Origin of the sequence: Verrucosispora sp. ts21, from assembly GCF_002879555.1 — a bacterium.
GTDB lineage: Bacteria > Actinomycetota > Actinomycetes > Mycobacteriales > Micromonosporaceae > Micromonospora > Micromonospora gifhornensis.
Window position 1 is genome coordinate 1 of record NZ_PNOZ01000101.1, and the last position, 18987, is coordinate 18987.

An 18987-nucleotide genomic window follows, 5' to 3' on the forward strand; every position below is an offset into this window, starting at 1 on the left:
GTGGGTGGGGGGTTGATCAAGGGGGTCAGGGCATCCAGGACTCGGGTCAGGCCGAAGGTGTAGGCGTGGTCGGGGTGGTAGGCGGCGTTGTGGGCGGCGCCTGCGGCGGCACCGACTCGGACGGCGGTGGGATAGCGCCGTTCGTCGAGGACCTCGGCCAGCAGGGGGGCGTTCGCGGTCCACCACTGCTCGTCGGTCCAGGCGCTGGCCTGCCGCGCTGATCGCGCCTCGGCCGCGGAGCGGGCGGCGGCCCGGACGAAGTCGAGGACGAAGGTCAACGCGGCGTCCCGGGTCACGTCGTCCAGGCCGGTGTCGTCGAAGGCGCGTAGCTCGTACTCGTACTTGGCCATCAGGCCCGGCCCGAGCGGTGGCCGGCCGGTGGCCACCTCGGCGGCCCACGGATGGGCCGCGAAAAGCTCCCGATTGTCCTGGGCGAGCGCCGCCACCCGCGTACGCCACGGCTCGCCGGACCGGTCCGGCCGCGGCATGTCCGCGTAGAGCGCGTCCAGCATCAGGTCGATCAGTTCGGCCTTGCCCGGCACGTACGTGTAGAGCGTCATCGGTGCCACCCCGACGGCCTTGGCGAGCGCCCGCATCGTGACCGCGTCCAACCCTTCGCGGTCGGCCAACTCGATCGCGGCGCGGACGATGTCGTCCAGCGAGCGGCCCTGGCGTGGGCCGCGACGCGGGCCGTCCTCGGTTCGACGCCAGAGCAGTCGCAGGGTGTGGGCGGGATCGCCGCCTCCGGTGTGATGGTCGGGCACCCTCAGATCTTCGCAGGCCAAATCGTCGTACGCAGTACGTTGTACAATGTACGAAGATAAAGTTCCCGCGCCCAGGGAGGGCATGTGCAGATCACCGGATCGGCCGTCTCGCTAAACGTCCAGGACGTCTCGGCCTCTGCCGAGTTCGTCAAGCAGCACTTCGGGTTCCGGGAGGAGATGTCGGCCGACGGGTTCGTCTCGCTGGCCCGCGACGGGGTCGGCTTCAACCTGGTCTTCCTGCGCACCGGCCTGGCCAGCCTCCAGCCGCCGGTCCTGAAGGAACAGCAGGCCCAGGGCGTGCTCGTCGCCTTCGTGGTGGACGACATCGACGCCGAGTACGCCAAGATCCAGGCCGCCGGTGTGCCGATCACCACACCGATCCAGACCGAGCCCTGGGGCGAGCGCTTCTTTCAGGTCACCGACCCCAACGGAGTGATCCTCCAGCTGGTGCAGTGGATGCACAGCCCCGAGCAGGCCGGCTGAGTGCGGCGCTGACGGCATGTTCCGGGCCCGGTGGGGTAATTCCGCGCCGGGCCCGGCGGTCCGCCTGCCACGAGCCGCCGACCGCGAACGGTGTCGGTCGTGCCCTGAGTGGGCCGGTCAGCGGTGGGTGGTCGGCCAACCGGTGGCCGCGACGTTCCTGCTTCGGGCGGGTCCAGTACGCTCGTACTGCTTGAGCATGTGTCCCCCGAGAGGAGCGCCGGCCGATGGCGAAGATCAAGGTAAACAACCCGGTCGTGGAGCTCGACGGCGACGAGATGACCCGGATTATCTGGAAGCAGATCCGGGAGCAGCTGATCCTGCCCTACCTCGACGTCGACCTGCACTACTACGACCTGTCGATCCAGCACCGCGACGCCACCGACGACCAGGTGACCGTCGACGCCGCCAACGCCATCTCCGAGCACGGCGTCGGCGTCAAGTGCGCGACCATCACCCCGGACGAGGCCCGGGTGGAAGAGTTCGGGCTGAAGAAGATGTGGCGGTCGCCGAACGGCACCATCCGCAACATCCTCGGCGGCGTCGTCTTCCGCGAGCCGATCATCATGTCCAACGTGCCGCGGCTCGTCCCCGGCTGGACCAAGCCGATCATCATCGGCCGGCACGCCCACGGTGACCAGTACCGCGCCACCGACTTCGTCGTACCCGGCCCCGGCAAGGTGACCATCACCTACACCCCGGCCGACGGCGCGCAGCCGATCGAGATGGAGATTGCCAACTTCCCGGGCAGCGGCATCGCGATGGGCATGTACAACTACGACGACTCGATCCGGGACTTCGCCCGGGCGTCGTTCCGGTACGGCCTGGACCGCGGCTACCCGGTCTACATGTCCACCAAGAACACCATCCTCAAGGCGTACGACGGCCGGTTCAAGGACATCTTCGCCGAGGTCTTCGAGAACGAGTTCAAGGCGGAGTTCGACGCCGCCGGCCTCACCTACGAGCACCGGCTCATCGACGACATGGTCGCCGCCGCGCTCAAGTGGGAGGGTGGCTACGTCTGGGCCTGCAAGAACTACGACGGTGACGTGCAGTCCGACACCGTCGCGCAGGGCTTCGGCTCGCTCGGCCTGATGACCTCGGTGCTGCTCTCGCCCGACGGCCGCACCGTCGAGGCCGAGGCCGCCCACGGCACCGTCACCCGGCACTACCGGCAGTGGCAGAAGGGCGAGAAGACCTCGACCAACCCGATCGCCTCCATCTACGCCTGGACCCGGGGCCTGGCCCACCGGGGCAAGCTGGACGGCACCCCGGCGGTCACCGAGTTCGCCAACACGCTGGAGCAGGTCATCGTCGACACCGTCGAGGGCGGCCAGATGACCAAGGACCTCGCGCTGCTCATCTCGCGGGACGCCCCGTGGCTGACCACCGACGAGTTCATGAACGCGCTCGACGAGAACCTGGCGCGCCGCCTCGCCGCCTGATTTCCGTCGTACGCAGCCCGCCGGCCTCAGCGCCGGCGGGCTCGTTCATTTCACAGCCCACCACCAACCAGCGTCACCTGCCCCGGCGCGCCTCGTTGACCTGGGTGGACGAGATGCCAGTCCCGTCCCTGGAAGGTTGATCGTCGCCGCCGTGCGGCACGAGTGCCCAGCCAGCCTTCCCGGCTGTCGAGCACAGCCAGCCGTCCCTTCCCTGCGGGGGGCCCTGTCCCGGGCCCCCCGCGCCCTGTCTCGGACCCCATCTCGACCTGGGCTCCGTCTCGCCTTGAGCCGCAACTCGGCTTCATCGCTGGGCAACGCGTCCGCACGCCCGGGCAAGAACCCACCACCGGGCCCTTTGCTCTGCTTCACCCCACGCAACGATTTCGGTCGACATTCAGTGCGTGGAGTGAAGCAGAGCAAAGGGCGTGGGTAGAGGGTTGTGCGAGCGGAGCAACCCGGCGTGGGCAAGGCGAAAGGCGGGGACAAAGGGGTACGCGGGCAGAGCGGCGCGGGCAGGGCAGGGCGGTGCGGCGGTGACCAGCGGAAAGAGCAGCCGGGTGACGCCGAGCGGCGGTGAGGTCAGGCGGCGCGGAGCAGGGCGGCGGCCCGCTCCGGGGCGATGTCGTTGATGAAGACGCCCATCGCCGACTCCGACCCGGCCAGATACTTCAGCTTGTCCGCCGCTCGGCGGATGCTGAACAGCTGCAGGTGCAGGTGACCCAGCTCGCGGTCGACGCGTACCGGCGCCTGGTGCCAGGCGGCGATGTACGGCATCGGGGTGTCGAACAGCCCGTCGAAGCGGCGCAGCAGGTCCAGGTAGAGCGGGCCGAAGGCGTCCCGTTCGGCTTCGGTCAACGCCGGGATGTCCGGCACCGGCCGGTGCGGCGCGACGTGCACCTCGAACGGCCACCGGGCCGCCGCCGGCACGTACGCCGTCCAGTGTTCGTTTGTTGCCACCACCCGCTCGCCGGCGGCGCGTTCGGCGGCGAGCACGTCGGCGTAGAGATTGCGTCCGCCGGTGCGCTCAGCGTGGCGGCGGGCCGCGGCCAGCAGTGCGCGGGTACGCGGCGGAAGGAACGGGTAGGCGTAGATCTGCCCGTGCGGGTGGTGCAGGGTTACCCCGATCTCCACGCCCCGGTTCTCGAAGCAGAAGACCTGCTCGACCTCGGGCAGTTCACCGAGCACCGCCGTACGGTCGGCGAGCGCGTCGAGGACTGTGCGTACCCGGCGCGGCGGCAGGCCGGCGAAGGAGGCATGGTGGTCGGCGGTGAAGCAGACCACCTCGCAGCGGCCCCGGCCGGGGCGTACCTCGGTGAGCGGGGTGATCTCGGCCGGTTCGTCGACCACCCGTTGGCTGAACGCCGGGAACCGGTTCTCGAAGACCGCGACCGCGTAGTCGGGCGCCGGGATCTCGCTGAGCCGCTGCTCGGTGGACGGGCAGAGCGGGCACTGGTCGGCCGGCGGGAGGAAGGTGCGCGTCTGCCGGTGTACGGCCAGCGCCACCCACTCGTCGGTGAGCGGGTCGTAGCGCAGCTGCGAGGCGGGCGGGGGCGGCGGCAGGTCGCGGCGGTCCGGCTGGTCCCGGACGACGTCGTCCCGCTCGTCGAAGTAGATCAGCTCGCGGCCGTCGGCCAGGCGGATCGCGGTACGCCGCGTCGCGCTGACCGGTAACTGATCAACCATCGTAAGACGAGCTCCTCATCAGAACGACTGCAGGCGCGGCTCGATCCAGCCGGTCTCGGTCAGGTGATGCAGCACCTGCTGCACCGCCTCGTCCACGTCGAGGTCACTGGTGTCGATCACCAGATCGGCGTCGGTCGGCTCCTCGTACGGGTCGTCGATGCCTGTCATCCCGGTGAGCAGGCCCGCCCGCGCCCGCGCGTAGAGACCCTTGCGGTCGCGTCGCTCGCAGACCTCCAGCGGCGTGGCGACGTGCACCAGCACGAACCCGGCGCCCGCCGCCACCGCCATCTCCCGGGCGGTCGCCCGAGCCTGGGCGTACGGGGCGATCGGGCAGCAGATGCCGATGCCGCGGTGCCGGGCGATCTCGGCGGCCACCCAGCCGATCCGGCGCACGTTGGTGTCCCGGTCGGCCTTGCTGAAGCCCAGCCCCGCGGTCAGTTCGCGGCGCACCACGTCGCCGTCGAGCAGGGTGATCGTCCGTTCGCCCTGCTCACGCAGCGCGTCGGCGAGGCCACGGGCGATTGTCGACTTGCCCGAACCGGAGAGCCCGGTGAGGAACACCACCAGGCCCCGGTGCCGTCGGGGCGGCCGGGCCCGGCTCAGCTCCTTCGCCACCGCCGGGGGAGTGTGCCACTCGGGCAGCGGGAACCCCCGGTCGAGCAGGTCCTCGATCTCGTTGTGGGTGAGCGGGAGGCGACGGTTGCGCGGCGGGATGTCCTCGCGCCAGCGCCACTGGCCGTCCCGGTTGTCGTAGGCCAGCTCGCGCGGCACCAGCACCCGCAGCCCGCCCCCGGAGAGCATCTCGCTGGTGGAGAGCAGGTGGGTGACGCCGTACGCGGCGGAGACCCGGGCCCGCAGCAGGGCGTCGCCGATCTCGTCGCGCCGTCGGGCCAGCGGCACCGCGACCACGGTCGTCGGCGGCATCCGGTCCCGGGCGGCGAAGACGCAACGCACCAGCGCCTCCGGCGGCAGCCCGCCGGCGCCGTCCTCACCGACCGGAATCATGATCAGCAGATGGGCGCTGAGCGTCCGCACGGCGTGCGCGATCTGGGCCAGCTGCGGCCGGTGCAACGGTCGGTCGGCGACGACACCGAGCACCCGTCCCGGTGGCAGCAGCGCGCGGATCTCCTCGGGGGTACGCCGCAGCCGCTGGAACGGCCCGTGCCCGCCGTCACCGAGCCGGCGTACCCTGCCGCCGACCCCGGCCACCCCGTCGCGTACCTGCCAGCTGTCGGTGACCTCCAGGGCCGCCACCGGCGCGCCCTCGCCGTCGGTGAGCACAAGCGTGCGTCGGTTCGGGTCGGCCAGGTCGAATTCGCGCAGCAGGGCGGTGGGCACCTGGAGGGTCACCGCGACCGGCCATGGCGTGCCGTCAACGAGTCGGCCCCGGCGGCTGACCGAGACCAGGTCGGCCCGGGTCAGGAAGCCGGTCAACGGCGCGTACGCACCGGTGAGCAGCAACTCCAGATCCGCGAGCTCGCCGGGACGCGGCGTGTACGCCGGTGCGTCCCGCAGTATCTCGTCGGGCAGCACCCACCCGTTGCTCATCAGACCCCCAACTCCGGCGACCGGCACACAGTTTCGCAGTCGCCCGCCAATCGGTCGAGGGCAGCACTGCCACCGGCCCGATCGGGCCACCGCCCGCTGTTACGACAGCGGCACCGCCTGCGGGCGGGCCAGGCCCAGCCGGTCCCGTGCGGAACCGGTCAACCGTCGCCACAGACCGGGCCGGGGCGCCGGCGGTGAGGCGGGAGTCTTCTTCTTCCGTTTGTCGACCACCACCGGCCGGGCACCGTCGGCGTCGCAGGTGATCTCCAGCGGCAGCTTCGCGTCGATGGTCCAGCCGAAGCCGGCGACCCGGGCCTTGAGGATCCACTCGCCCCGGGTACGACCCTCGTTGAGGGTGCCGAAGTCGACAGTGGCCGCCCCCCGGTAGCGCACCTGAAACTCACCTGCTTCCCCGGGGACCCGGTCCACCTCGTGGTGCACCGGGAGGAAGAACTCGTCGTTGGTGGTGGCGTGCTGCGCGATGACGTCGAGGCGGGCCGCGCTCAGGTCGTCGGTGCAGTCGAGCCACTCGTCGGGTACGTCGTCGACCGGCACCACCAGCCGGTCCCGGCCGTCGGCGTGCGTGAACGAGACCGGTTCGTCGGCGTTGCGGAGCTGGCTGTTGAGCAGCAGCGTCAGGGTCAGACCGGTCAGCTCGTACGCCTTCAGCCGGGTCCGGGCGCGCACGCCCGCGTCCCACTCGGCCAACCGGACCAGATCCTCGACCCGACCCTGCGCGGCCAGGCCGGCGACGGTGCGCTCGACGCTCCGCAGGCCGCCCGCCACCTCCGGGGCGAACCGCTCCTGGATGGTCTTCTGCACCTCCGCGGCGACCTGGTCGACCCAGTCCCGGGGCGCGTTGCCCAGCCCGGTCCCGCGCAGTCGACGGACCATCTCGCTGCGCAGCCAGCGCCGGTGCATCGTGTCGCGCAGCAGCCCCGGCTCGGTGTGCGCGTCGACGATGTCCAGCACCTCACGCAGGCTGTCGTAGTACCCGGAAGGCTCCATCCGGGTGGCTGTCAGGTTGCCGCCGTCCGGTCGCCGCGCATGGTGGTAGCAGGTGTAGTCGGACAGCACACTCGTGCGCCGGGACAGCAGGTAGGCGCGCGCGACCAGGTGATGGTCCTCCAGCCGCTTGTGCGGTTCCTCGGGGAAACGCAGGTCGTGCGCCAGCAGGAACGCGCGGCGGAACATCTTGTGGCAGGTGAGGCTCTCCATCAGCGGAGAGTCGTCAAGCCTGGCGTCGGGGCGGTTGACCCGGAACAGCTCGCGGGGCACCGACCGGCCGTGCCCGGTCATCTTGCCGATGGCGATGTCGGCGCCGTTGGCCACCGCGTAGCCGTGCAGCCGCTCCAGCGCCTCGTCGGCGAGCCAGTCGTCGTCGTCGACGAACTGGACGTACTCGCCGCGGGCCCGGTCCAGACCCAGGTTGCGGGGGCGCGACGGCCAGCCGGAGTGCTCGCAGCTCAGCACCGTGACGTGCGGGTGGGCGGCGGCCAGCTCCGCCAGTCGGGCCGGTGTGTCGTCGGTCGAGCCGTCGTCGACGAAGACCACCTCGAAGTCCGTCACCGGCATCGACTGGCCCAGCAGCGAGTCGATCAGCTGCTGGAGGTGCCCGCCCGAGTTGTACGTCGGGACCACCACACTTACCTTGAGCTCGCCGGTCGTCATGGCTGACCACTACCCATCGTGCTGTCGGAAGAGCGAATGGTGGGCTCCAGTGTGTACCAGTAAGTCGATCTTTCCGGGGCGGGGTACGTGCACCGGAATCCATGCAAGCCGCAGCAGGACGACGACCCCGACTGATCCCTAGGGGGAGTCACCGGAAGCAGGATCAGGGAAAACCGGGGCGCGTGCCGGACAGACCGCGTTGTCGTCCGTCTCTAGGCTGTCGTCGTGACACTGATCGCAACCGAGTCGTTGACCAAGGTCTACGGCGGTGGGGTGACCGCGCTGTCCGAACTGACAGTGACGGTCGAGCCGGGAATCGTCGGCCTGGTCGGCGCCAACGGCGCCGGCAAATCAACCCTTATCAAGCTCCTGCTGGGCCTGCTCACCCCGACCCGTGGCCGGGTCCGGGTGCTGGGCCTGGACCCGACCACCGAACCGGCGGCAGTCCGCGCCCGGGTCGGCTACATGCCGGAGCACGACTGCCTGCCACCTGACCTGTCCGCCGCCGAACTGGTCACCCATCTCGGGCAGATCAGCGGCCTCCCACGTACCGCCGCCCGGGAACGGGCCTCCGAGGCGCTGCGGCACGTCGGGCTGCACGAGGAACGCCATCGTCCGGTGGGTGGCTACTCCACCGGCATGAAGCAGCGAGTCAAGCTCGCCCAGGCTCTCGTGCACGATCCCGACCTGCTGCTGCTCGACGAACCCACGAACGGCCTCGACCCGGCCGGCCGGGACGCCATGCTGGCCCTGGTGCACCGGATCGGCACCGAGTTCGGCATCTCCGTACTTGTCTGCTCCCACCTGCTCGGCGAGGTCGAGCGGATCTGCGACACCCTGGTCGCCATCGACGGCGGGCGGCTGCTGCGTGCCGACCACATCGCCGCGATGACCTCGACCACCGACGTGCTCGCCGTCGAGGTCAGCGAGGGCACCGAGACGCTGGCCGCCCGGCTGGCCGCGCTCGACCTGCCGGTGAGTCGGGAGGGACGGCTGCTGCTCGTCCCGCTCGCCGACCAGCAGACGTACGACCTCATCATCGGCGCGGTCGCCGACCTGGACCTGCCGCTGCACCGGCTCGACCAGCGCCGGCACCGGGTGGCCGAGCTCTTCGCCCGCAGGGAGGGCAGTCATGTCTGAACCGACGGGTGTCATCCACGACATCGGCTACCAGCGCTACACCGGCCTGCGGCTGGGCCGCCGAGCGGTCTTCGGCGCGCTCTACGTGCACGGCGTACGGACCGCCTTCGGGTTGGGTCGCAGCGCCAAGGCCAAGATCTTCCCCTGGCTGGTGGTCGGCATCGTCCTGATGGTGGCCGGCGCGGTGACCGCGATCGGCAGCCAGATCGGCGAAACCCTCATGACGTACGCCCAGTTCGCCGATTCGATGAGCTGGCTTGTCATCTTCTTCGTCGCGGTGGCCGCGCCGGAACTGGTCTCCCGGGATCTGCGCAGCGGTGTGCTGCCGCTGTACTTCTCGCGACCGTTGCCGACCGTCGACTACCCGATGGCCAAGCTGCTCGCGCTGGCCACCGCGCTCTGGATGCTGCTCGGCGCGCCGCAGCTGGTGATGTTCCTCGGCGCCGCGTTCACCGGCAACGACATGGGCGCGGTCTGGGACGAGCTGCTGGACCTGGTGCCCGGTCTGCTCTACGCCGGGTTGTGGGCGGTGGTCTTCGCCGCGGTGGGGCTGCTGATCGCCTCACTGACCGGCAAGCGGGCCTTCGCCGCCGGCGGCATCGTCGCCGTCTTCCTGATGACCACGCCGATCGTCGGCGTCCTGTCGATCCTGCCCTCGCAGGCCGCGAACCAGCTCGCCGGCATCGCCTCGCCGTCCACGCTCGTCCAGGGTGTCGGCATCTGGACGATGCGCGACCAGGTGATCACCGACCCGGACGCCCTCGGTCCCGACCTCGGTGCCTTCGGCCCGGTGTACGCCCTGGTCGCCGCCCTGCTCGTCGCGGCCTGCGTCGCCCTGCTGCTGGCCCGCTACCGGAAGGTGGCCGCCCGATGACCACGACCAGTAGTCCCGCCCCGACCACCACCAGCACCCTCGACCTCGCCGGGGTCTCCCGCTGGTACGGCAACGTGGTCGCGGTCAACGACGTGAGCATGAGCCTCGGGCCGGGCGTCACCGGTCTGCTCGGCCCCAACGGCGCCGGCAAGACCACGCTGCTGCACATGATGGCCGGCTTCCTCGCCCCGTCCCGGGGGCAGGTCACCCTGGACGGTCTGCCCACCTGGCGCAACCCGGAGGTCTACCGACGACTGGGGTTGGTCAGCGAACGGGAGGCCGTGCACAGCTTCCTCACCGCGCACGAGTTCGTGCTGGCCACCGCGAAGCTGCACAAGCTGCCCGACCCGCAGGCGGCGGCCCGCCGGGCCATCGCCATGGTCGAGTTGGAGGGCGCACAGGACCGCCGGATCGGCACCTACTCCAAGGGCATGCGGCAGCGGGCCCGGGTGGCCGCGTCGCTCGTGCACGACCCGCAGGTGCTGCTGCTGGACGAGCCGTTCAACGGCATGGACCCGCGCCAGCGCCTGCACATGATGGAGTTGCTGCACTCGCTCGGCGATGCCGGCCGCACCATCCTGTTCAGCTCGCACATCCTGGAGGAGGTCGAGCAGGTCTCCGGCACCGTGCAGGTGATGGTCGCCGGGCGGCTCGCCGCCTCCGGTGACTTCCGCACCATCCGCCGGCTGATGACCAACCGGCCGCACGTGTTCGCCATCCGCTCCACCGACGACCGGGCGCTGGCCGTCGCGCTGATGGCCGAGCCGTCGGTGACAGGTGTCGAGTTGGGCCGCGACGGGCTGACCGTACGGGCCGGCGACTACGGCGCCTTCACCCGCGTACTGCCGAAGGTCGCTCTGGCCCGGGGCGTACGGGTGCGGCAGCTGCTGCCCGAGGACGAGTCCCTGGAGAGCGTCTTCTCCTACCTGGTGGAGGCCTGATGTCCACTGTTTCCTGGATCACCGCGCGCGGGCTGTTCGGGCGTCGCCGGTTCCTGTTGCTGCTGCCCTTGCCCGTGCTGCTGGTCGTGCTGGCCGTGCTGTCCCGCGGCCTCGGGGTGGCCCCGTCCGCCTGGGGGCCGCCGGTGCTCGTCGGCCTCGGGTTGGCCGTCGTGCTGCCGGTGGTCGCGTTGATCGTCGGCACCGGTGTGCTCGGTGCCGAGATCGACGACGGCACGGTGGTGCACGTGCTCACCACACCGCTGCCACGCTGGCAGATCGTGCTGCCGAAGCTGGCGGTGGCGGTCGGGGCCACCGCGGTCACCGTCGCGGTGCCGCTGTTCGCCGCCGGCCTGCTGGCCGACTCGGTACGCCTCGGACTGGCGCTGGCCGTCGCCGCCTCGATCGGAGCGCTGGCCTACTCGGCCCTGTTCGTGGCGGCCAGCCTGCTCACCCGGCGGCCGGTCCTGCTCGGCCTGGTCTACGTGCTGATCTGGGAAGGACTGCTCAGCAACGTCGTCACCGGCACCCGGGTCCTTTCCATCCAGCACTACGTGATCGCGTTGGCGGACCGGCTCGCCCCGACGAACCTGCTCGACACGACGGTCTCCGTACCGGTGGCGGCGGTGATGACGGTGCTGGTGAGCGTCGCGTTCACCCTGCTGGCCGTCAACCGCCTCCGCTCCTTCTCCGTAGCCGGCGAAACCAGCTGACGTGCAAGGAAGGGCACCTTATTAACGCCTGAGGTAGAGGAAGGGCCCCCTGTTAACACGAGCCGATCTGCTGTGATCGACAACTGTTAACAAGGGGCCCTTCCTATGCACGAGGCGTTAATAAGGTGCCCTTCCTTACACCCCACCCCCCTAGAAGGCGCAGGCGATGACGAGTTCGGGGGTGCGGTCGGGGAGCAGGTCGAGTTTGCCGATGTGTCCGGCCGCCCGCAGGTCGTCGACGATCAGCGTGAGCTGGTCGAGCAGGGCGGCCGGGCCGAGCGCCTCGGCCAGCGGCACCTCCGCCTTCATGGACAGCTTCCGCTCGGACTTGGCCCGCCGCACCTGCCCGAGCGCGTCGGAGGCCAACCGCAGCAACGCCGGATCACCCTCGCCCTGGATCGCCCGGCTCACCTCGTACGTGGTGGGCCACGGTGACCGGTGCACCGAGCCGTACCGCCACCAGGACCAGACCTCCTCGGTCGCGTACGGCAGGAACGGGGCGAACAGCCGCAACTGCACCGACAACGCGGTGGCCAACGCGGCTCGGGCCGAATCCGCGCCCGCGCCGGTGCCGTAGGCGCGTTCCTTCACCAACTCGATGTAGTCGTCGCAGAACCGCCAGAAGAACGACTCGGTGGCCTGCAACGCCGCCGTGTGGTCGTACGCCTCGAAAGCCGTCGTCGCGGTCGTCACCACCTCGGCCAGCGCGGCGAGCATGGCCCGGTCCAACGGCTCGGTCGCCGCAGCGCGCAGCGCGTCGGCGGCGCCCAGCCCGAGCGCGAACCGCGACGCGTTGAGCAGCTTCGTGGCCAGTCGCCGACCGACCTTGATCTGCGCCGGGTCGAAGGCCAGGTCGACGCCGGGACGCCCGGTGGACGCCCAGTACCGCACCGCGTCGGAGCCGTGCTGCTCCAGCAGCCCCATCGGGGTGACCACGTTCCCCTTGGACTTGGACATCTTCTTGCGGTCCGGGTCCAGGATCCAGCCGGACAACTCGGCGGTCCGCCACGGCAGCACGCCGTGTTCCAGGTGGGCCCGCACGACCGTGGCGAACAACCAGGTGCGGATGATCTCCTGCCCCTGGGGGCGCAGGTCCATCGGGAAGACCCGGGCGAACAGGTCCGGGTCGGTCTCCCAACCGGCGGCGATCTGCGGGGTCAGCGACGAGGTGGCCCAGGTGTCCAGCACGTCCGGGTCACCGACGAAGCCGCCCGGCATCCCGCGCTGGGACTCGTCGTAGCCGGCGGGCACGTCGTCGGACGGATCGATCGGCAGCGAATTCTCGTCGGGCGTGAGAGGCTGGGACCAGTCCGGCTCGCCAGTGTTGTCGAGCCGGTACCACACCGGCACCGGCACGCCGAAGAAGCGCTGTCGGCTGACCAGCCAGTCACCGGTCAGGCCACCCACCCAGTGCTCGTAGCGGTGCCGCATGTGCTCCGGCACCCAGCGCAGCTCGCGTCCCCGAGCCAGCAACGCCTCCCGCAGGTCGGTGTCGCGGCCCCCGTTGCGCAGGTACCACTGCCGGGTCGAGACGATCTCCAGCGGCCGGTCGCCCCGCTCGTAGAACTTCACCGGGTGGGTGATCGGGCGCGGCTCGCCGACCAGGTCACCCGCGTCGGCCAGTAACTGCGCGATGGTCCGCCGGGCCGCGTTGACGCCCTGCCCGGCCAACGCCGCGTACGGTTGCGCCGGCACCCCGGCCGGCGGTTCCGGCAGCAGCCGGCCGTCGCGCCCGATCACCACCCGGGTCTCCAGGCCCAGATCTCGCCACCAGGTCACGTCGGTCAGGTCACCGAACGTGCAGACCATCGCGATGCCGGTGCCCTTGGCCGGCTCCGCCAGCGGGTGCGCGCGCACCGGCACCTCCACGTCGAAGACGGGCGTACGCACAGTGCCGCCGACCAGGTCCGCGTACCGCTCGTCGTCGGGGTGGCAGACCAGCGCCACGCAGGCCGGCAGTAACTCCGGACGGGTGGTGTCGATCAGCACCTCCCGCCCGCCGGGAGCGTGGAACCGCAACCGGTGGTACGCGCCGGGTCGCTCGCGGTCCTCCAACTCGGCCTGCGCGACGGCGGTGGCGAAACCGACGTCCCACAGCGTCGGCGCCTCCGACTGGTACGCCTCACCCCGGGCCAGGTTGCGCAGGAACGCCCGCTGCGAGGCGGCCCGAGCCACCGGGCCGATTGTGGTGTACACCAGCGACCAGTCCACCGACAGGCCGAGTCGACGCCACAGCGCCTCGAAGACCTGCTCGTCGGCGAGGGTCAACCGCTCGCACAGCTCGATGAAGTTGCGTCGGGAGATCGGGGTCGGATTCTTGCGGGCCGCATCGTTCACCGGCGCGTCCGGTGCCTGCCAGTCCGGGTCGTACGGCAGCGACGGGTCGCAGCTCACGCCGTAGACGTTCTGCACCCGGCGTTCGGTGGGCAGCCCGTTGTCGTCCCAGCCGATCGGGTAGAAGACCGTCCGACCGCGCATCCGCTGGAACCGGGCGACCAGGTCGGTGTGGGTGTACGAGAAGACGTGCCCCATGTGCAGCTCGCCCGATACGGTCGGCGGCGGGGTGTCGATCGCGTATACGTCCGCGCTACGGCCATCCGGGCTCGGCGAGTCTGACGCCTCGCCGCGACCCCGGACAGCCGCCTTCGAGCGGTCGAACGCGTACGTGTCCTCCTCCTGCCAGCGGCGCGACCAGGTCTCCTCGAGCCCGTCCAAACTCGGACGCTCGGGGACGCCGGTACGGGCCGTCCTCGCCGTATCAGTCATCCGTCGATGGTAGGCAGCGTCGCGCCGCCGGGCATCGCATTACCTAGAGCAGCGAGTCGATCCACTGGCGGTGCAGGTCGGCGTACCGGCCACCGCCGGCGATCAGGTCGGCCGGTGGACCGTCCTCGACGATCCGGCCGTCGTCGAGGACCAACACCCGATCGGCTATCTCCACAGTGGAGAGCCGGTGCGCGATCACCACTGCGGTCCGGTCGCGCAGGATGGTGCCGAGCGCCCGCTGCACCAGCCGCTCGGTCGGGATGTCCAGCGACGAGGTGGCCTCGTCGAGGATCAGCACCGCCGGGTCGGCCAGGAACGCGCGGGCGAAGGCGACAAGCTGCCGCTGCCCGGCGGAGAGCCGTCCACCGCGCCGGTGCACCTCGGTGGCGTACCCGTCGGGTAGTGCCGCGATGAAGTCGTGCGCGCCGATCGCCCGCGCGGCCGCCTCGACCGCCGCGTCGTCGGCGTCCGGGCGACCGAATCGGATGTTCTCCGCCACGCTGCCACCGAACAGGTGTGTCTCCTGGGTCACCAGCACCACCGCCCGACGCAGGTCCGCGTCGGCCACCTGGCGCAGGTCCACCCCGTCCAGGGCGACCGTGCCGACTGCCGGGTCGTGGAACCGGGCGAGCAGTTTGGCGAGCGTCGACTTGCCGGCCCCGGTCGGCCCGATCAGCGCCACCGTCTGCCCGGCGGGGATGGTGAGGTCCAGCCCGGTCAGGATCGGCGCGTCCGGCCGGTACCCGAACGAGACGCCACGGAAGGTGACCGCACCCTGGTTCGGCCCCCGGGGCAGCGGCACCGGGCGTTGCGGCTCGGCCACCTCGGGCCGTTCGTCGAGCACCCCGGCGAGCTTCTCCAGGGCGGCGGTGGCCGACTGGAGCGCGTTGTAGAACTGGCTCAGCTCCTGCATCGGCTCGAAGAACCGCCGCAGATAGAGCAGGAACGCCGCGAGCACCCCGACGCCGGTCTCGCCGCCGAGCACCCGGGCGCCGCCGTAGCAGAGCACCACCGCCACTGTGACGTTGCCGATCAGTTTGATCCCCGGCGAGTACGTGGCGATCAGGCGGAAGGCATGCCGGCTGGAGTGCCGGTAATCGTCGTTGACCGTGGCGAAGATGTCCTGGTTGCGGCCCTCACGGCGGTACGCCTGCACGGCCCGGATGCCCCGCATCGACTCCACGAAATGGACGATGACCAGAGCCATCGCCTCCCGGGTGCGGCGGTAGGCGGCGGCGGATGCGCGGGCGAACCAGCGGGACAGCCAGAACAGCAGCGGAAAGGCGAGCAGGGTGACCGCGGCCAGCGGCAGGTCCAACCAGAGCAGGATGCCGGCCACCGACACGATCGTCAGGGCCGCCATCACCAGGCTCTCCACCCCACCGTCGACGAGTTCGGCGATGGAGTCGATGTCGCTTGTCAGCCGCGAGATCACCCGACCCGAGGTGTACCGCTCGTGGAAGGCCACCGGCAGGCGCAGGAAGTGCCCGTACACCCGCTGGCGCAGATCGAGCAGGACGGCCTGGCCGATCCGGGCGGAGAGGGTGAGGAAGGCGCGGCGGGCTGCCCATTCGATGCCGGTCGCGGCGGCGAACGCCACCGCGACGGCCACCAGCGGGCCCGCGTCGCCGTCGCGCAGCGGGTCGATGGCCCGGTCGATACCGAGCATGACCAGGTACGGCCCGGACATCGCCGCCGCGTTCTGAGTCAGCAGCAGCGCCACCGCACCGCCCAGCCGGGCACGATGCGGGCGCAACACGTCGGCCAGCAGTGCACGGCTGCGGACCCGTAGCCGGGCCACCGCCTCCGGGTCGGTGTCCTCGGCGAGACTGCGGTCGGCGTGCGGATCGGCAGCGAGCCCGCGCCAGCGCGCCGGGTCGGCCTCGTGACGACCCGAGCGCTGGCCCGGCACCCGGTGGTTCCGACCGGTCGGGTCGCCGGCCGTCACGAGCGCACCAGCGGGGAGCCGTCCGGTGCCGGGCCGGCCGGGGACGACGACGTGCCGGCCGGGGACGACGACGCGCCGGCCGGGGACGGTGGCGTTCCGGCCTGCGACGGTGGCGTGCCGGTCGGTTCGGCGGAGAGCAGCGCGCGGTACGCCGGCACCTCGGCGAGCAGGTCGGTGTGTCGGCCGACGGCGGTGATCCGGCCGTCCTCCAGCAGTGCGACGCGGTCGGCCAGCGCGATGGTGGACGGCCGGTGCACCACCAGCAGCGCCGTCATGTCCCGCAACACCCGCTTGAGCGCCGACTCCACAAGCGCCTCGGTGTGCACGTCCAACGCGGAGAGCGGATCGTCGAGGACCAGCACCGCAGGGCGGACCAGCACCGCGCGGGCCAGCGCCAGGCGTTGCCGTTGCCCACCGGACAGCGACAGCCCCTGCTCACCGAGCCGGGTGTCCAGGCCCCACGGCAGGTCGTACGCGAACTCCGCCTGCGCCAGCGCGAGAGCGTCGCGTACCTCGTCGGCACCGGCGTCGGGGCGGCCCAGGGTGAGGTTCTCCCACACCGACATGGAGAACAGCGTCGGTTCCTCGAAAGCCACCGCGACAAGCCGGCGCAGCGAGGCCAACCGCAGGTCGCGCAGGTCGTGGCCGTCGAGGGTGATCCGCCCCGTCTCGACCTCGTGCAAGCGGGGCACCAGGGACAGCAGCGTGCTCTTGCCACTGCCGGTCGCGCCGACCAGGGCGAGCGTCTCACCGGGCTCGACGGTCAGGTCGATGCCCCGCAGCACCGGCGCGGCGGTGCCCGGATAGCGGAAGGTGACCGCCTCGAAGCGGAGCCGGCCGCGCACCGTCGACCGGGCCAGCGTGACCGCCTCGGGCGTGTCGACGATGGCCGGCGCGGTGTCCAGCACCTCCTGGATCCGGTCGGCAGCGGTGGCCGCCTCCTGGCCGTTGGCGATGATCCAACCCAGCGACTGCACCGGCCAGATCAGCATCAACTGGAGGCTGACGAAGGCGACGAGTTGGCCGATGGTGAGCCGGCCGTCGGCGACCGCGGCGGCACCGGCCACCAGCACGATGCCGAGGGTCAGGTTCGGCACCAGGTCCAGCAGTGCGGCGGTACGACCGAGCAGCCTGCCCTTGCCGACCCCGGTGTCGTGCAGCGCGCGGGTGCTGGCCACGAACCGGTCGGTCAGTTGCGGCCCCCGCCCGTACGCCTTCATGGTGCGCAGACCCTGCGCGGTCTCCTCGACCTGGGTGGCGACGTCGCCCTGCTGGTCCTGCATGCGGCGGGACGCGGCGTGGTAGTGCCGGCCGAAGCGGCGGGCGATCACGAACAGCGGCACCGCGCTGGCCGCCACCAGCAGGCCCAGCACCGGATGCAGCCGGACCAGCAGCACCACCACGACCAGGTAGGTGGTCAGGTTCAGGACGAGGAAGAGCAGTCCGAAGGAGAGGAACCGGCGCAGCACCGACAGGTCGCTTGTGATTCGGGAGAGCAGCTGACCGGAGGGCCACCGGTCGTGGAAGCTGGCCGGCAACCGTTGCAGGTGGGCGTAGATGTCGTCGCGGATGGTCGCCTCCATCGCCACCGAGGACGACGACTGCACCCACCGACGGATGAAGATCAACAGGGCCTCGATCAGGCCGAGCGCCAACGCGAGCCCGGCAAGCTGGAACAGCCCGCGCAGGTCCCGGTCGGCCACCGGGCCGTCGACCACCCGCTGGGCCACCAGCGGCACCGCGATGCCCGCCCCGGTCGAGGCGAACCCAGCCAGCAGCAGGACGCTGAACTCCACGGCGTGGGGGCGCAGATAGCGCCGCAGTCGCCACAGATTCCCGAGTGGATGTCTCCTGACCTCGGCCCGTCCGGCCGGGCCGTCGCCGCCTCCCGCAGCCACTACCCGACGGTAGCGGTAAATGAGGACGGCACTACTGTCGGCTTGTTGTCACCGGTGTTGCCCTTTTGTCGACCGGCCTGACCAGCTACGGCCCCACTTGGGTCATGGGTGTCCGTCGATGCACGCGCTTGTCAGCGATGCGGGCGCGTCAGCGTGCCTCAGCCCGGCCGCCTGTCAGCTCCGTCGCTCGTGCGTGAGCAGCCATTCCTTCACCGGCAACCCCCAGCGGTAGCCGCCCAGCCTGCCGTCGGTGCGCAGCACCCGGTGGCAGGGGACGAAGAGGGCGGCGGCGTTGCGGGCGCAGGCCGAGGCGGCGGCGCGTACCGCGGCGGGGCGACCGGCAAGTGCGGCGTACCCGGTGTAGGTGACAGGTTGGCCCGCCTTCACCTCGCGCAGCACCTGCCAGGCGTGTGTCAGGAAGACCCCGTCGCTGTGCTGCTCGACCGGTACGTCGTCGATCGCGGTCAGGTCACCGCCGAGGTACGCCTCGACGGCCGCGGTGACGGGGCCGAGGTCGCGCCGCTGGCGAGGCTCACCGCGCAGGCCAGGGTGCATCACCGCGAGCACAGCCGCCGGATCGGCGGTGAACCCGGCGGCCCGGACCGCCCCGTCCGGGGCGGCGAGGATCGTGAACGGACCGACGGGCGTGTCGACGGTGGCGCTGTCGATGATCGCCCCACTGCTTCGCAAGGTCGTACCCACACTGCTCTCCAAGGTCGAATTCACACTGCCTGCCAGGGTCGTATTCATGCGGCCCGCCAGAGCCGGACGACGGCGTACGAGCGCCACGGCCGCCAGCGGGTCGCGTACTCATCGAGGGCCGCAGGGGAGTCGGGCAACCCGAGGGCGGCGGCGCCCCGGCGTACGGCGAGGTCGGTGGGCATGAACACGTCCGGGTCGCCGAGCGCCCGCATCGCGATGTAACCGCTGGTCCACGGCCCGACACCCGGCACCTGTGCCAACCGCCGCGCCACCTCCCCACGCTCCCCACCCACCTCCAGATCAAGCTCACCCGCCACCACCGCCCGAGCCACCGCCCGAATCGCCTCCCGCCGCCCCACCGGCATCCGAAACCCCTCATCCGGCACCCCCAACACCTCCTCCGCCGCCGGAAAACCC

Annotated in this window: 15 protein-coding genes; 6 read left to right on the forward strand and 9 right to left on the reverse strand. The window is 71.1% G+C overall.

All coding sequences use genetic code 11. The features are described 5' to 3' along the window. Nucleotides 1-770, reverse strand: a 770-nt coding sequence (locus C1A38_RS27690) for a TetR/AcrR family transcriptional regulator (protein ID WP_199180350.1), incomplete at its 3' end; no start/stop codon positions are given. Between the two features lie 78 nt (nt 771-848). Between C1A38_RS27690 and C1A38_RS27695 the strand changes: the two genes are divergently transcribed. After that, nucleotides 849-1247, forward strand: coding sequence for a VOC family protein (locus C1A38_RS27695; RefSeq protein ID WP_102660644.1), 399 nt, complete (start codon nt 849-851; stop codon nt 1245-1247). Nucleotides 1248-1471: 224 nt separating this feature from the next. Further along, nucleotides 1472-2689: an NADP-dependent isocitrate dehydrogenase gene (locus tag C1A38_RS27700; RefSeq protein WP_102660645.1), complete on the forward strand. Its 1218-nt coding sequence runs from the start codon at nt 1472-1474 to the stop codon at nt 2687-2689. Nucleotides 2690-3268: 579 nt separating this feature from the next. On the opposite strand, the gene galT is transcribed toward C1A38_RS27700, so the two are convergent. The 3 genes from galT to C1A38_RS27715 form a co-directional block, all read right to left on the reverse strand. Next, the gene (galT, locus tag C1A38_RS27705; protein WP_102660646.1) at nt 3269-4372 is read right to left on the reverse strand and encodes a galactose-1-phosphate uridylyltransferase; all 1104 of its coding nucleotides are present in this window, start codon (nt 4370-4372) and stop codon (nt 3269-3271) included. 18 nt (nt 4373-4390) lie between these two features. Further along, entirely contained in the window at nt 4391-5920 is a 1530-nt protein-coding gene (gene cysC / locus C1A38_RS27710; protein WP_102660647.1) for an adenylyl-sulfate kinase, read from the reverse strand. Nucleotides 5921-6019: 99 nt separating this feature from the next. Continuing rightward, entirely contained in the window at nt 6020-7591 is a 1572-nt protein-coding gene (locus C1A38_RS27715) for a glycosyltransferase family 2 protein (protein WP_102660648.1), read from the reverse strand. A 225-nt stretch (nt 7592-7816) separates the two neighbouring features. Here C1A38_RS27715 and C1A38_RS27720 point away from each other — a divergent pair, with 225 nt between their 5' ends. From C1A38_RS27720 to C1A38_RS27735, 4 genes are read left to right on the forward strand one after another with little or no spacing between them, the layout of a single operon-like run. Next, entirely contained in the window at nt 7817-8731 is a 915-nt protein-coding gene (locus C1A38_RS27720; RefSeq protein ID WP_102660649.1) for an ABC transporter ATP-binding protein, read from the forward strand. Beyond that, nucleotides 8724-9605 (forward strand): ABC transporter permease, encoded by an 882-nt coding sequence (locus C1A38_RS27725; RefSeq protein WP_102660650.1) that lies wholly within the window; start codon nt 8724-8726, stop codon nt 9603-9605. The genes C1A38_RS27720 and C1A38_RS27725 overlap by 8 nt, the downstream gene beginning before the upstream one ends. Beyond that, nucleotides 9602-10546 carry an ABC transporter ATP-binding protein gene (locus C1A38_RS27730; protein ID WP_102660651.1) on the forward strand — a complete coding sequence of 315 codons (945 nt, stop codon included), beginning with the start codon at nt 9602-9604 and terminating at the stop codon, nt 10544-10546. Before C1A38_RS27725 ends, C1A38_RS27730 begins: the two co-directional genes overlap by 4 nt. Continuing rightward, nucleotides 10546-11256: an ABC-2 transporter permease gene (locus C1A38_RS27735; RefSeq protein WP_102660652.1), complete on the forward strand. Its 711-nt coding sequence runs from the start codon at nt 10546-10548 to the stop codon at nt 11254-11256. The genes C1A38_RS27730 and C1A38_RS27735 overlap by 1 nt, the downstream gene beginning before the upstream one ends. Nucleotides 11257-11406: 150 nt before the next feature. Here the strand turns inward: C1A38_RS27735 and valS are convergent, their stop codons facing one another. The 5 genes from valS to C1A38_RS27760 all read right to left on the reverse strand — a co-directional run. After that, on the reverse strand, nt 11407-14022 hold the full coding sequence (valS, locus tag C1A38_RS27740) for a valine--tRNA ligase (protein ID WP_102660653.1): 2616 nt from the start codon (nt 14020-14022) through the stop codon (nt 11407-11409). A gap of 43 nt (nt 14023-14065) precedes the next feature. Continuing rightward, on the reverse strand, nt 14066-15934 hold the full coding sequence (locus C1A38_RS27745; protein ID WP_233197063.1) for an ABC transporter ATP-binding protein: 1869 nt from the start codon (nt 15932-15934) through the stop codon (nt 14066-14068). A 32-nt stretch (nt 15935-15966) separates the two neighbouring features. Further along, the gene (locus tag C1A38_RS27750; protein ID WP_233197062.1) at nt 15967-17868 is read right to left on the reverse strand and encodes an ABC transporter ATP-binding protein; all 1902 of its coding nucleotides are present in this window, start codon (nt 17866-17868) and stop codon (nt 15967-15969) included. 174 nt (nt 17869-18042) lie between these two features. Then, nucleotides 18043-18540, reverse strand: coding sequence for a methylated-DNA--[protein]-cysteine S-methyltransferase (locus tag C1A38_RS27755; RefSeq protein WP_377679982.1), 498 nt, complete (start codon nt 18538-18540; stop codon nt 18043-18045). A gap of 74 nt (nt 18541-18614) precedes the next feature. After that, nucleotides 18615-18987, reverse strand: a 373-nt coding sequence (locus tag C1A38_RS27760) for a DNA-3-methyladenine glycosylase family protein (RefSeq protein WP_502696963.1), incomplete at its 5' end; no start/stop codon positions are given.